Source organism: Arthrobacter sp. UNCCL28, assembly GCF_900102805.1.
Classification (GTDB): domain Bacteria; phylum Actinomycetota; class Actinomycetes; order Actinomycetales; family Micrococcaceae; genus Arthrobacter; species Arthrobacter nicotinovorans_A.
In genome coordinates, this window is the sequence record NZ_FMWE01000003.1 from 712,561 (window position 1) to 724,951 (window position 12,391).

At 61.6% G+C, this 12,391-nt stretch carries 13 protein-coding genes; 5 read left to right on the plus strand and 8 right to left on the minus strand.

The window, feature by feature from the left end; translation table 11 throughout:
* Nucleotides 1–71: 71 nt before the first annotated feature.
* From BLQ01_RS11790 to BLQ01_RS11815, 6 genes are all read right to left on the minus strand, one after another.
* A complete protein-coding gene (locus BLQ01_RS11790) occupies nucleotides 72–1,583 on the minus strand; it encodes a CoA-acylating methylmalonate-semialdehyde dehydrogenase (RefSeq protein WP_091551862.1) in 1,512 nt (503 codons plus the stop codon).
* 40 nt (nucleotides 1,584–1,623) lie between these two features.
* The gene (gene iolD, locus BLQ01_RS11795) at nucleotides 1,624–3,570 is read right to left on the minus strand and encodes a 3D-(3,5/4)-trihydroxycyclohexane-1,2-dione acylhydrolase (decyclizing) (protein ID WP_175493420.1); all 1,947 of its coding nucleotides are present in this window, start codon (nucleotides 3,568–3,570) and stop codon (nucleotides 1,624–1,626) included.
* A gap of 6 nt (nucleotides 3,571–3,576) precedes the next feature.
* Nucleotides 3,577–4,539, minus strand: a complete 963-nt coding sequence (locus BLQ01_RS11800) for a Cgl0159 family (beta/alpha)8-fold protein (protein WP_091551865.1) — start codon at nucleotides 4,537–4,539, stop codon at nucleotides 3,577–3,579.
* Nucleotides 4,536–5,552, minus strand: coding sequence for a 5-dehydro-2-deoxygluconokinase (iolC, locus tag BLQ01_RS11805; protein ID WP_091551867.1), 1,017 nt, complete (start codon nucleotides 5,550–5,552; stop codon nucleotides 4,536–4,538). Before iolC ends, BLQ01_RS11800 begins: the two co-directional genes overlap by 4 nt.
* Before the next feature lie 236 nt (nucleotides 5,553–5,788).
* Complete coding sequence (locus tag BLQ01_RS11810) at nucleotides 5,789–6,193, minus strand: tautomerase family protein (RefSeq protein ID WP_026540743.1); 405 nt, start codon at nucleotides 6,191–6,193, stop codon at nucleotides 5,789–5,791.
* 78 nt (nucleotides 6,194–6,271) lie between these two features.
* Nucleotides 6,272–6,991 (minus strand): RNA polymerase sigma factor, encoded by a 720-nt coding sequence (locus BLQ01_RS11815; RefSeq protein ID WP_175493421.1) that lies wholly within the window; start codon nucleotides 6,989–6,991, stop codon nucleotides 6,272–6,274.
* Between the two features lie 227 nt (nucleotides 6,992–7,218).
* Here BLQ01_RS11815 and BLQ01_RS11820 point away from each other — a divergent pair, with 227 nt between their 5' ends.
* A complete protein-coding gene (locus BLQ01_RS11820; RefSeq protein WP_091551870.1) occupies nucleotides 7,219–8,202 on the plus strand; it encodes an Lrp/AsnC family transcriptional regulator in 984 nt (327 codons plus the stop codon).
* Between the two features lie 63 nt (nucleotides 8,203–8,265).
* On the opposite strand, the gene BLQ01_RS11825 is transcribed toward BLQ01_RS11820, so the two are convergent.
* Nucleotides 8,266–8,706, minus strand: a complete 441-nt coding sequence (locus tag BLQ01_RS11825) for a VOC family protein (protein ID WP_091551872.1) — start codon at nucleotides 8,704–8,706, stop codon at nucleotides 8,266–8,268.
* Between the two features lie 192 nt (nucleotides 8,707–8,898).
* Here BLQ01_RS11825 and BLQ01_RS11830 point away from each other — a divergent pair, with 192 nt between their 5' ends.
* Together BLQ01_RS11830 and BLQ01_RS11835 are read left to right on the plus strand one after the other, a co-directional pair.
* Complete coding sequence (locus BLQ01_RS11830; RefSeq protein WP_091551873.1) at nucleotides 8,899–9,288, plus strand: DUF3054 domain-containing protein; 390 nt, start codon at nucleotides 8,899–8,901, stop codon at nucleotides 9,286–9,288.
* 71 nt (nucleotides 9,289–9,359) lie between these two features.
* Nucleotides 9,360–9,638, plus strand: coding sequence for an Lrp/AsnC family transcriptional regulator (locus BLQ01_RS11835; RefSeq protein WP_026540747.1), 279 nt, complete (start codon nucleotides 9,360–9,362; stop codon nucleotides 9,636–9,638).
* Nucleotides 9,639–9,650: 12 nt separating this feature from the next.
* Here BLQ01_RS11835 and trpD read toward each other — a convergent pair whose 3' ends face one another.
* Nucleotides 9,651–10,715: an anthranilate phosphoribosyltransferase gene (gene trpD, locus BLQ01_RS11840; RefSeq protein WP_026546853.1), complete on the minus strand. Its 1,065-nt coding sequence runs from the start codon at nucleotides 10,713–10,715 to the stop codon at nucleotides 9,651–9,653.
* A 148-nt stretch (nucleotides 10,716–10,863) separates the two neighbouring features.
* Here trpD and BLQ01_RS11845 point away from each other — a divergent pair, with 148 nt between their 5' ends.
* Both BLQ01_RS11845 and BLQ01_RS11850 read left to right on the plus strand, forming a co-directional pair.
* A complete protein-coding gene (locus BLQ01_RS11845; RefSeq protein WP_035760670.1) occupies nucleotides 10,864–11,502 on the plus strand; it encodes an aa3-type cytochrome oxidase subunit III in 639 nt (212 codons plus the stop codon).
* Nucleotides 11,503–11,590: 88 nt separating this feature from the next.
* A complete protein-coding gene (locus BLQ01_RS11850) occupies nucleotides 11,591–12,379 on the plus strand; it encodes a cytochrome bc1 complex diheme cytochrome c subunit (protein ID WP_026540750.1) in 789 nt (262 codons plus the stop codon).
* The last annotated feature ends 12 nt before the right edge of the window (nucleotides 12,380–12,391 follow it).

The window sequence follows — 12,391 nt, forward strand, 5'->3', positions numbered from 1 at the left end:
TCTTCTTGGAGCCGGGCCGCCAGGGTCCCTGCCGCTGTTGCGCGGCGGGGTGGCGGAGGGGCTGGATGTTTTTAGTTGGACGGGAAGTTGTAGGAGGCGCCGGAGGCGTGGGTCGGTTCAGGCCAGCGCGAGGTGATGACCTTGCCGCGCGTGTAGAACGACACGCCTTCGGGTCCGTAAATGTGCTTGTCCCCGAAGAGGGAGTTCTTCCAACCACCGAAGGAGTGGTACGCCACCGGGACTGGCAGGGGCACGTTGATGCCCACCATGCCCACAGTCACCGAACGCTGGAATTTCCGCGCGTTCGCACCCGAAGAGGTGAAGATCGCAGTGCCATTGCCGTAGGGGTTGGAGTTGATCAGCGCGATGCCTTCTTCAAGGTCGGCGACGCGCACCACCACCAGGACCGGCCCGAAGATTTCCTCGGTGTAGGCGGTCATTTCGGTCTTCACGTGGTCGATCACCGTGGGACCCACCCAAAAACCGTCTTCATGGCCGGGGACTACCAGATCGCGCCCATCGACCACCATGGCGGCACCGGCGGTTTCGGCTTCGGTGACGATCTTGACGATCCGTTCCTTGGAGGCCGGGGTGATGACCGGACCCATTTCGGCGTCGGGTTCAGTCCCGTTCTTGACCTTCACTGCCAGGGCGCGTTCTTCGACCTTCTTGACGATCAAGTCTGCAGCATCGCCGACGGCGACAGCGACTGAGATAGCCATGCAGCGCTCCCCTGCGGAACCGAAGGCGGCAGCGGCCAGGTGGTCGGCGGCGTTGTCGAGGTCGGCGTCGGGCATCACGATTGCATGGTTCTTCGCCCCGCCCAAAGCCTGCACGCGCTTGCCGTGCTTGGTTGCGGTCTCGTGGACGTGCTGGGCAATCGGGGTGGAACCGACAAAGGAGATGCCGTCCACGTCCGGGTGTGTCAGCAATCCGTCCACGGTTTCCTTGCCGCCATGAAGAACCTGGAAAACGCCGTCGGGAAGGCCGGCCTGCTTCCACAGCTTAGCCAGAAGCATCGAGGCGGACGGGTCACGCTCGGAGGGCTTGAGGATGAAGGCGTTACCGGTGGCGATTGCCATAGGTGCCATCCACAGCGGGACCATGACGGGGAAGTTGAACGGCGTGATGCCGGCGACGACGCCCAGGGGCTCGCGGAAGGAGAAGACATCGATCCCGGTGGAGACCTGGTCCGAGTAGTCGCCCTTGAGCAGCTGCGGGATGCCGCAGGCAAACTCGATCACTTCCAGGCCGCGGCCAATCTCGCCCTTGGCATCGGAGAGGACCTTGCCGTGCTCGGCAGTGATCAGCTCGGCGAGCTCATCCACGTGCGCTGCGACGAGCTCGCGGAATTTGAACAGCACCGCGGTGCGCTTCGCCAGGGAAATGTCGCCCCAGGAGCCAGCTGCCTTGCGGGCCGCTGCGACGGTGGCATTCAGGTCTGCCTCGTTGGCCAGGCGCAGCTCCGCGGATACCTGGCCGGTCGCGGGGTTGTAGACCGGCTGGGTGCGGTCGCCTTCGCCGGTGGTTTCGGCGCCGTTGATGAAGTGGTGGATGGTGGTCAATGTGGTCGTCGTCGACATGTGCGGACTTCCTAGTGGTCTGTGGCTCTAAGAGCTGCGGTTAGCCGAGCAGCTTACGCTGGCGGTTCTTGTGCTGGGTGTAGGTCTGGTAGGCCTGCTGGGTGGATTCGAGATCAGAAACAGCTGAGACCGGGACGTCCCACCATGACTCGGAGTCCGGCGCGTCCAGCAGAGGATCGGACTCAATGTGGATCACGATCGGGCCCGTTTCCGGGGCAGCCTTGGCTTCCTTGATGGCGGCGCCGAGGGCTTCGATGACGTGCTCCCCCGGTTCGATCCGGATGACCTTCGCGCCGAGGGACTCGGCGTTCGTGGCGAGGTCGATGGGAAGCTTCTCACCGGCGTCGAAGCTGTGTTGCTCAGCGTCCAGGACGCGGTACTGCGTGCCGAAACGCTGCGAGCCGAGGGACTCGGAGAGCGAACCGATGGAGGCATAGCCGTGGTTCTGGATGAGCACGACAATCAGCTTGATGCGTTCGGCGACGGCGGTGACCAGTTCGGTGTGCATCATCAGGTAGGAGCCGTCCCCCACCATGACCACCACGTCCCTGTCGACTCCGCCTGCTGCGGCTTCGGCCAGCGCTGCGCGCTTCACGCCCAAACCGCCGGGAATCTCGTAGCCCATGCAGGAATACGCGTATTCCACGTGGTAACCGAACGGATCCCGGACGCGCCACATCTTGTGCAGGTCACCGGGCAACGAACCCGCGGCGCAGATGACTACGTCGTGGTCGTCCATGGCGTTGTTGGTGGCCCCGATGATTTCGTTTTGGGCCGGCAACGGCGTGTGCCGGGTTTCGAAAGCCTCGTCCACGATTGCGTTCCAGCGCTTCTTTTCGATTGCCGTTTTATCTTCGAGATCGGCACCGACCCGGTAGCCACCGAGGGCCTTGTTGAGTTTAACCAGGGCCTTGCGGGCGTCAGCGACGATCGGCAGCGTGGTGCCGTGCTTGTAGGCGTCGATCGGCGCCACGTTGATGTTCACGAACTTAACGTCAGGGTTCTGGAACGCAGTCCGGGATGCGGTGGTGAAGTCCTCGTAGCGCGTGCCAATTCCGATGATGAGGTCCGCCTCGGCTGCAATGGCGTTGGCCGCCGTCGTACCGGTGGAACCGATTGCACCGACAGATTGTTTGTGGTCCCACGGAAGGACGCCGACACCGGCTTGAGTGTTTCCTACGGGAATACCCGTCAACTCGGCGAATTTGGCGAGTTCCTCGTTGGCGTAGGCGTAGAGGACACCACCGCCGGCGATGATCAGCGGGCGCTTGGCCGCGCGGATGGCCTCCATCGCGCGGCGGATGTCGTCATCCTCAGCCTCGGGACGGCGGATCCGCCACTCACGCTCAGCCAGGAACTCCTCAGGGACCTCGAAGGCCTCGGCTTGGACATCCTGCGGCAGCGAAATGGTGACAGCGCCGGTCTCAGCCGGGTCCGTCAGGACGCGCAGGCCGTGGTGGAACGCAGAAAACAACTGCTCCGGGCGGGAAACCCTGTCAAAGAACCTGGACAGTGGACGGAAGGCATCGTTGACAGTGATGTCGTACGCATACGGGAGCTCGAGCTGCTGCAAAACCGGGTCTGCCGCGCGGGTTGCGAAGGTGTCGCTCGGCAACAACAGCACGGGAAGGCGGTTGGTGGTGGCCAATGCAGCACCGGTCAAAAGGTTTGAAGACCCCGGACCAATCGAGGTGCTGATCGCGAACGTCTGGCGGCGGCGCGTATGCCGGGCGTAGCCGACAGCCTGGTGTACCTGGGCTTGCTCATTACGGCCTTGGTAGTAAGGCATGATTCCAGGGTCCGCAGCCTGGTACTGCTTCAATGCCTGGCCCACACCAGCCACATTGCCGTGGCCGAAAATGCCGAACGTTCCCGGAATGAGCCGCTCACGGTACTCCACGCCGTTAATGGAATCCACGGTGTATTGCTTGGACAGGAATTCGACTACGGCCTGCGCCACAGTCATTCGACGGGTTGTTGTACCCATTGCTGGCTACTCCGATACTTTCACTGGGATACGGTCTGATATGCCTCGATCTCCTGGGGCGCTGGCCTCTGCCCCGCTGTGGTTCAGCAGCGAGGCGGCCGTCGCCACGGCACCGGCGACGTCGCCGTCGGCCGGGTAGAGAAGTGTCCGCCCAACGGTGAGCCCCTGAACGCCTGGCAGGGCGAGGGCAGCCTGCCAACTGGCGAAAATCTCGTCCTGCGTTCCCGCAGGGTCCCCACCCAAAAGCACGGTGGGCAGTGTGGTGGAGGCCATGACGCGCTCCATCTCATCGACCACAGGCAGCTTCATCCAGGTATAGGCGCTGGTTGAACCCAATCCTTCTGCTATGCCCACTGACTTGATAACCGCATCTGCGCGGAGGTCGTTACGTACTTTGCCATGGGAATCACGCACCGAAAGGAAGGGCTCAACCATGGCAATGAGCTTCCGCTCAGCCAAAGAGTCAATCGCCTTGGCCGTTGCTTCCAAGGTGGCCACGGTGTCCGGGTCACCCAGGCAGATGCGTGTCAGCATTTTGCCGCCATCGGCTCCGAGCGCTTCCAGCGCTGCAGCGGTATGCCCGGTAAAGCGGTCATCAAATTCATTGACCAGTCCGGCCAGTCCCCCGCGGTTCATGGACCCGAAGACGAGTTTTCCCTCCAAAGCGCCGAGCAGCAGGAGGTCATCCATGATGTCAGGTGAGGCCAAAATGCCATCAACGGCAGGGTTCGCCAGGGCAACCTGCAGCCGATCCAACAGATCGCGCCGATCGGCCATGGCCATAGGCTGGGTACCAACGGCCAAGGCACCCCGGGCCGGGTGATCAGCGGCAACGATGAAATTCTGCTTACCGTGCTTGAGGCCTGGGTGTCTGCGCCGGGTGGCCGCAGCCCGGGCTACCGCCTCCGGATCTTCCAACCGGACACGGCTCAGGTGTTCATAACGGCGGGGGTCCTCATTCAGGCTCATCGCACTGCTCCTTCTGCAAGGCTGGACGCCGAAAGACCTGTGCCGGGTACAGGCCGGCCACGGTCGGCCAGCAGCGAGGTGACTTCATCCGGCGTCGGCATGGCATCGGCACAGGAAAGGCGTGATGCCACGATCGCGCCCGAGGCATTGGCATAATCCAGGACTTCCGAAAGCGGCCAGCCTGACAACAATCCATGGCAGAAAGCGCCCCCGAAGGAATCGCCTGCGCCCAGGCCGTTCAGGGTTTCCACGGGGACAGGAGCCGAAACGACGCGTTCGGTGCGCGTCTTGGCCATAACACCCTCCGGCCCAAGCTTGACCACGGCAATTTCGACGCCGGCCGCCAACAGGCGGTCGGCTTGCTCATCGGGGGTGCCTTCTCCCACGGCAACAGCACATTCCTTGTCGTTACCGATAGCAACGGTGACGTGCGGAAGAATCTTGGAAACCTCCGCCCGGGCCTCCTCTTCCGAGTTCCAGAACATGGGACGGTAGTCAAGATCCAGGATGGTGAATTGGCCATCCTTGAGTCCTGTCCGCGGGCGGGCCTGGTGCGCCGCCAGGTGCGCACCGCGGCTTGGCTCCTGGCACAGCCCTGTGACGGTTGACCAGAAAATCCCGGCATCCCGGATGGCCTGGAGATCAAGCTCATCAGCTTTGATCTGCAGGTCCGGAGCCGTGGGAAATCGGCCGTAGAAGTAGAGGGGAAAGTCTTCCGGCGGCTTGATTGCACAGAACGTGACGGCCGTGGGGTACTCCTTGACCGGCGAGACGAAGGAATCATCCACCTTGAACTTATGCAGCTCCCTGTGAAGGTAGTTGCCGAAAGCGTCATCGCCGGTTCGGGTGATGATTCCCGCGCGGCGACCATGACGTGCGGCGGCGACGGCCACGTTGGAAGGTGACCCCCCAAGGTATTTGCCGAAGGACGTAACATCCTCCAGGTCGACGCCAATGTCGTTCGGGTAGATATCAACGCTGATGCGCCCGATCGTAAGCAGTTCGTGGGTCACGATGATCGTTGACCTTTCTCTTGTGAGCTCTGAACCTTTGAGCGCTGGGCCCCAATGCCTTGCCACCCCTCAGTGAGCGGGGCCACATGACTACTTTGCACCAGATTTTATGTCCTGTCAAAGGTTTGTACTGACATATTTACAACGAAACCTGATCGCTGCATAAAGTGAGCGCAGGCCAAACCCCCTCGACCCCCTGAACATGGTTCCCGGCGGTCTGGCCTGGGTGGGGCCGGCTATTTGGCGGGAACCGCAAGCTCCCCCGTGAGGTACTGGGCACGGCCAAAGCCGAAGGACCAATCACCAGCCGTGTTTTCGACATAGCCAAGGAAGACATCCTCGCCCGCAACGCCAACCTCACCCAATCGCGCCGCTATGGCCGCAAAAAGGGACTGCTTGGCCTCGCGGCTGCGGCCTTCCTGGGTGAAGATCTGGATCATGACGACATTCGACGAACGCTCAAACCCGAGCCCCGCATCCTGGGCGAAAATTTGGCCCGGCGCATGCTCGGTGACGATATGGAAGTAGTCGCGCTCCGGAATGCGATACTCGGCGAGTATCGCCTCATGGATACTTCGGCTGATTTGCCCCAGCTCTTCCGGGCTCCTGCCGGCGTTGAGGTCGATTCGAACCAATGGCATTTTTACCCCTCTGGAAGTTTGTCCTGTCATACTAACAAACTACGAAGGGTGGGACAAGATGCGTTGCTTTGTCCCGCGTCAGCTCACCGTCGCGGCATCACCCTTGGGCCGCTCGTTCATGGCTTCGTCGATCTCTTTGAGGTAAACCAGAACATCAGCACAGCGGGCACACGCAACCACGTGGCTGGCTATGCGTTGCCGCGCGGCCTTACGGACTGCGTTCCGCACGTATTTGCCGAAGTGCCGGGAATAATCGATGCAGGGGTCATCGGGAGTCTGTGCCACGTGTTCCTGCAGGTACGCCTGGCGCAAACCCTCCCTTGCCCTGATCAGCAATGAGGAAACTCCGTTGGGGCTCAACTCCATCACCCGGCCGGTAGCCGCAGGTTTCAGGCCTTCAACTTCGACGCACCAGAGAACGGCCTGCCAGCGCGTGGGCAGGGAACGGAATGCGCGCATCAGGACGGTTGCCTCAAAGGCCCTGATGGTCGAGTTGTCGTCCAGGACCAGATCATCCATGGCGCTGCCGTAGCCCAGGGTCGCATTCCGCCTGCTGCGGACATTCCTGCGGTGGGCCATCCGCCTGACCGTAGTGGTCAGGTAGGCCTGAAAGGACTCCCTTGGCCCCTTGCCGGCGAGCAAAGCCTCCAGTACCGAGGCGAATGCCTCGGCCACCACATCCTCCGCGTCGCTGGCGTTGTCAGTCTCCGCACGAGCTACATAGCCGGCCACCGCAAGATGGGATTCATACAGTTCGCTGAACGCGGCGAGGTCCCCGCGGCGGACCAGGTCAACCAAGTGAAACTCATGCGGATCCCCGCGATGTGGCGTCGTCGCAGTCCGGCCTGCCCGTCCAACCCGCCCGGCGGATGTACCAACCCCCGGCGCTGGGGGTTGCACTGCCGGAGTTGCGGGTTGGTGCGACATTTCTGCCTTTCGGAATGGAGTGTTGAGCGCACCCAAACTAGGCAGTCAATGATTAGATACGCACAGAATGCACGTTTCTAGCGAGAATTAGGGAGTCAATGCAGGAATATGAACTCGACGAGCGGGATTTCCGCTTGTTGCACGCACTGCAGATCCGTCCCCGCGCCCCATGGGCAGCGCTTGCTCCTATAGTCGGGGCCGATGCCGCAACGCTTTCGAGGCGGTGGACCGCACTGAAGGACGCCGGATTGGCGTGGGTGACGTCCTACCCTGGATTGGGGACCAAATACTCCGGGGCCGTCGTAGAGATCGACTGTGCGCCAGCCAGCATCCTCCGCGCCACAGAAGAACTTGCCGGCGATCCACAGGTGATGACCATCCACCAAACCGCCGGGGGAAGGGACCTGCTTGTTACCTTGCTGTGCTCCACAGAGGCCGAGCTGAGCTACTTTCTGCTCGAACGGCTTTGCACCGTTGAGGGGATCCGCAGCACCCGGACGCACAGGGCCATCAAGCTTTTGTCCGACGCCAAGCAGTGGCGGCTCCGGTCACTCCACGACACGGAATCCCGGCTGTTGGAACGTAACCTCCCGGAGCCCACATCGACGGGCCGCGGGATCACTGCCGAACACGAGAAACAATTGGCACTGCTTCTCAAGCTCGATGGCCGCATTCCCGTTGCAGACATTTCCAACACGCTTGGGATAAGTCCTGCGAAGGCGAGGAACGCCCTGGCCGCGGTCGTTGCCGAAAACCGCTTGACCTTGCGGCTGGAAGTCGCCAGGTCCTACACCCCTTGGCCAGTGAACGTGTGGTACTTCATGCGGGTCCCCGCCACCAAGGTGGAAGTAGTGGCCCGGAGGTTGTCGACCCTGGAAGAGGTGCGGATGGTCACAACTACGGGCGGTATGTACTCCATCATCATGACGGTGTGGCTTCGCCGGGTCGAAGACATGACCCTTCTTGAGCGGCAATTGGGAGAGCGACTGCCCTTTGCCGAAATCATGGACCGGTCAATCGTCCTTCGGACCCCAAAACACATGGGCCACCGGCTTGATCCCAGCGGGAAACGGACCGCCTGAACTGTACGGCAACATGCCCGGCTCCGCGCGGTGGGTGGGGCAAGCATTTTGCCCCACCGGACACTATGCAGTCTGCGGCTCCCCCTGCTGGGCGCCGGCAATGTTGACCAGCCAGCCGATACCGAATTTGTCGATACACATCCCGAACGTATCGCCCCAGGGGGCCGCCTCAAGGGGAACAGTGACAGTGCCGCCGTCGACCAGCTTGTCCCAGAAGCCCCGGAGTTCACCTTCGTCAGACGCTTCGCCGCTCAATGACACGGAGATGTTGTCTCCAGGATTGAAAGACATGCCGTTGGGCGTGTCTGCAGCCATGAGGGTCAAGCCGCCCGGGGTTTCCAGCATGGCATGCATGACCTTGTCGGCTTCGGCAGGATCCTGGCTCGCCTGGTAGTCGCCGAAGGTGCTGATATTCAGTTCGCCACCGAAAACGGATTCATAAAAGGTGATGGCTTCCCGGGCGTTATCCCGGAATGAGATGTAGGGATTGAGGCGGGTTGTCATGGACGGTCTCCTTCTGGACGGCTGGATGGTGTTGGTTTGGTCACAGTGCCGCAATGCTAACAGCGGCAGGTGGCACCTGTCCCCCAAAACCTTCAGCCGCCGTCGTACCCCTTATACAGGTAGTAAATGTCCGCACCAAGCAAACAGACGCCGGCTTCGCTCCCGGGTGCAAGCCCGGATAATGTCATAGGCATGCTTTCACCATCACGGCTGTGGATTCCCGCGGCCATTGCAGACGTCCTGTTGATCCTTGTCTTCGCAGCCATTGGCAGGGACGCGCATGCACGCGGGGATATTCTTGCCGGCGCCTTCACCACAGCGTGGCCCTTCCTGGCCGGAGCAGCGCTGGCCTGGCTCGCAGCCCGCGCCTGGCGCTCACCCCTGGCCGCATGGCCGACGGGCGTCCTGGTGTGGGTCAGTACCGTACTTGTGGGAATGCTGCTCAGGGCTGCGACCGGCCAAACGGTGGTACTGCCTTTCGTGATCGTCGCGTTGGTCAGCCTTGCGGTTTTCCTGCTCGGCTACCGGCTCATCGTGGCTTTCGCGGCGAGGGTGGCCCGAACGCGGCAACGCCGCCCCTGAACAGGGCCTGCCACCTGCAAATGCACTAGGCTGAAGCAGTCCGCAATGATGCATTTTCGGAAAGGCCCCACGTGATCACCGCTTTCGTCCTGATCAAAACAGATGCCTCACGCATCCCGGAGACCGCCGAGCAGATCTCTGCCATCCAAGGCATCAGTGAGGTCTACTCCGTCACGGGCGAATGGGACCTCATAGCCGTGGCCAGAGTGACCAAGCACGAAGAGTTGGCGGACGTTATCGCGGACAAACTGTCCAAAGTGGGTTCCGTGGTCCACACCACCACCCACATCGCCTTCCGGGCGTATTCGCAGCACGACCTCGACGCGGCGTTTGCCCTCGGGTTCGAGTAGGCGCGCCCCTGCCTAGCCTTCGCTCCGGCTGAGTTCAGTCCATTGTGCGAGGACTTCGGAAGCTTTGCCGGAGTCAATCGACTCAGCAGCACTGGCGAACGCCCTGCGCATGCGCTCGGTGAGTGTCCCCTCGGCCTGCAGGTCAAAGGAAACCAAGCCCGCGGCCGCGTTGAGGAGCACGGCGTCCCGCACAGGACCTGTCTTTCCCTCAAGGATGTCGCGGACAACTCCGGCGTTCGCCGCAGCATCGCCTCCGCGCAGATCGGCAACCGTGGAAGGGCCGATGCCAAGGTCGGCTGGATAAAATACCTGTTCCGTGACGACGCCGTTCCGGATTTCCCATACAGTGGACGGCCCGGTTGGTGTGAGTTCATCGAGTCCGTCATCACCACGGAACACCAGTCCACGGCTCCCCCGGCGGGCCAGCACGCCGGCCACCAGCGGAGCCATCCGCACATTTGCCACCCCGACGGCCGAGGCCTGAACGTGCGCGGGGTTGGTCAAGGGTCCCAAGAAGTTAAAGGCCGTTGGTACGGCCAACTCGCGGCGCGGCACAGCTGTGTGCCGGAAAGAAGGATGGAAAACCTGCGCGAAGCAGAATGTGATTCCTGCCTCTTCTGCGTTCCGGGCGACCTGCTCGATGGAAAGATCCAGGCGAACGCCCAGGGCCTCCAACACATCGGCCGAACCGGAGGTCGAGGATGCTGCCCTGTTTCCGTGCTTGACCACCTTGGCGCCGGCACCTGCCGCAACAAGCGCTGCCATCGTGGAGATGTTGACGGTATTGAGCCGGTCGCCACCAGTCCCTACGATGTCCAGTTTCTCCCCGGAAATCCCAATGGGGTTGGCGTGCTGGACCATGGCTTCGACCAGGCCGGCGAGCTCTTCGACTGTTTCGCCCTTGGATCTCAGGGCCACAAGGAAGCCTGCAATCTGTGCCGGAGTCGCTTCCCCGGACATGATCATGTTCATGGCCCACTCTGTATTGCCCGCAGCAAGGTCGTCGCCGTTGATCAATGCTGAGATGAGCCCTGGCCAGGTATTGCTGGCTGCAGGTGCCGATGCCGGAGAAGTCACCCACTGATGCTATCGACCCTGCCACGCCGATGACCAATGTGAACACAGCCGGGAACTTTTCCGCGCGATTTCGCGTCTTTGTAGAAAAAGTCTCCCGAATCGGTGGTTTGCATTGGGAACTCTGGACTTTTACAGACATAATGTCCTTGTGACATCTGCGACCCATGCCCCCAGTACCCCGGCGCACCCGACGCTGAACCGCCCCAACCTGGTTTCTGTTGGAACCGTTGTTTGGCTGTCCAGTGAGTTGATGTTCTTCGCCGGCCTCTTTGCCATGTACTTCACCCTGCGCTCCACATCCGGACTGATGTGGGCCGAGGAGACGGCCAAGCTCAACTTCCCGTTTGCGCTCGTCAACACGATCGTCCTTGTGGCAAGTTCGTTTACTTGCCAGATGGGCGTTTTTGCCGCCGAGCGGCTGGAGCCGCGCCGCACCGGACGGCCACTCCAATTCACCCGCTGGGGCATGTCTGAATGGTTTGTCCTGACCTTCATTATGGGTGCCTTCTTCGTGGCCGGACAGACCACGGAATACGCCATGCTCGTCTCCGAGCACGTATCCCTGTCCTCCAACGCCTACGGCTCCGCCTTCTACATGACGACGGGCTTCCACGGCCTGCACGTCATTGGCGGCCTGATCGCCTTCCTGTTCATCATTGGACGCGCATTCGCAGCCAAGAAGTTCGGACACTTTGAAGCGACGTCGGCGATCGTCACCTCGTACTACTGGCACTTTGTCGACGTTGTGTGGATCGGCCTCTTCCTGGTCATCTACGTCCTCAAGTAAGCCCGGCTTTGACTCTTTTTCTACAAGAGGCAGAATTTCAAGAAGCGGCTCGCGGAGCCGACGCAGGATCGAATAAAGGAACCACCACGTGAAGGCACTATCGCAGAAGCGACGTCACCCACTGGCAGCCATTGCGCTGCTGTTGATGGGCCTCCTCCTCACTGGTGGGCTCTACGCCGTTGCCACAACTGTCAATCAGGCCAAGGCCGACACCACAAGCTTCAGCGCCAGTGACGTAGAAGAAGGCGGCAAGCTCTTTGCCGCCAACTGCGCCACCTGCCACGGCATGGGTGCGTCCGGAACCCAGGACGGCCCCTCGCTGGTCGGCGTGGGTGCTGCAGCCGTTGACTTCCAGGTTGGCACCGGTCGTATGCCCATGCAGATGAGTGGACCGCAGGCCCAGCAGAAGCCCGCCCAGTTCAACGCAGAGCAGACCAAGCAGCTGTCCGCTTACGTTGCTTCCCTTGGCGCCGGACCGGCCATTCCCGAAGAGCACCTTCTCGACGGCAAGGGAGATGCCGCCAACGGTGGCGAACTCTTCCGCGTGAACTGCGCCATGTGCCACAACGCAGCCGCTGCCGGCGGTGCCTTGACCCGAGGCAAGTTCGCTCCTGCACTTGCAGGTGTCAGCCCGGAGCACATCTACGAGGCCATGGTCACCGGCCCGCAGAACATGCCTGTCTTCAATGACTCCAACATCACCCCTGAAGACAAGCGCGACATCATCACCTTCCTGACGACCATCGAAGCCAACGGTTCTCCCGGTGGAGCGGATCTTGGATCGCTTGGTCCCGTATCCGAAGGTTTGTTCGTCTGGATTGCCGGCCTGGGTGTCATCATCGCATTCACCATCTGGTTGACGTCCCGCACGTCCTGATCCGGACACGAC

Coding starts and splice junctions, on each gene's coding strand:
- BLQ01_RS11800 (WP_091551865.1), bottom strand. CDS start 4,539: ATGAGCCTGAATGAGGACCCCCGCCGTTATGAACACCTGAGCCGTGTC.
- BLQ01_RS11810 (WP_026540743.1), bottom strand. CDS start 6,193: ATGCCATTGGTTCGAATCGACCTCAACGCCGGCAGGAGCCCGGAAGAG.
- BLQ01_RS11830 (WP_091551873.1), top strand. CDS start 8,899: ATGCTTTCACCATCACGGCTGTGGATTCCCGCGGCCATTGCAGACGTC.
- BLQ01_RS11790 (WP_091551862.1), bottom strand. CDS start 1,583: ATGTCGACGACGACCACATTGACCACCATCCACCACTTCATCAACGGC.
- BLQ01_RS11820 (WP_091551870.1), top strand. CDS start 7,219: ATGCAGGAATATGAACTCGACGAGCGGGATTTCCGCTTGTTGCACGCA.
- BLQ01_RS11825 (WP_091551872.1), bottom strand. CDS start 8,706: ATGACAACCCGCCTCAATCCCTACATCTCATTCCGGGATAACGCCCGG.
- iolD (WP_175493420.1), bottom strand. CDS start 3,570: ATGGGTACAACAACCCGTCGAATGACTGTGGCGCAGGCCGTAGTCGAA.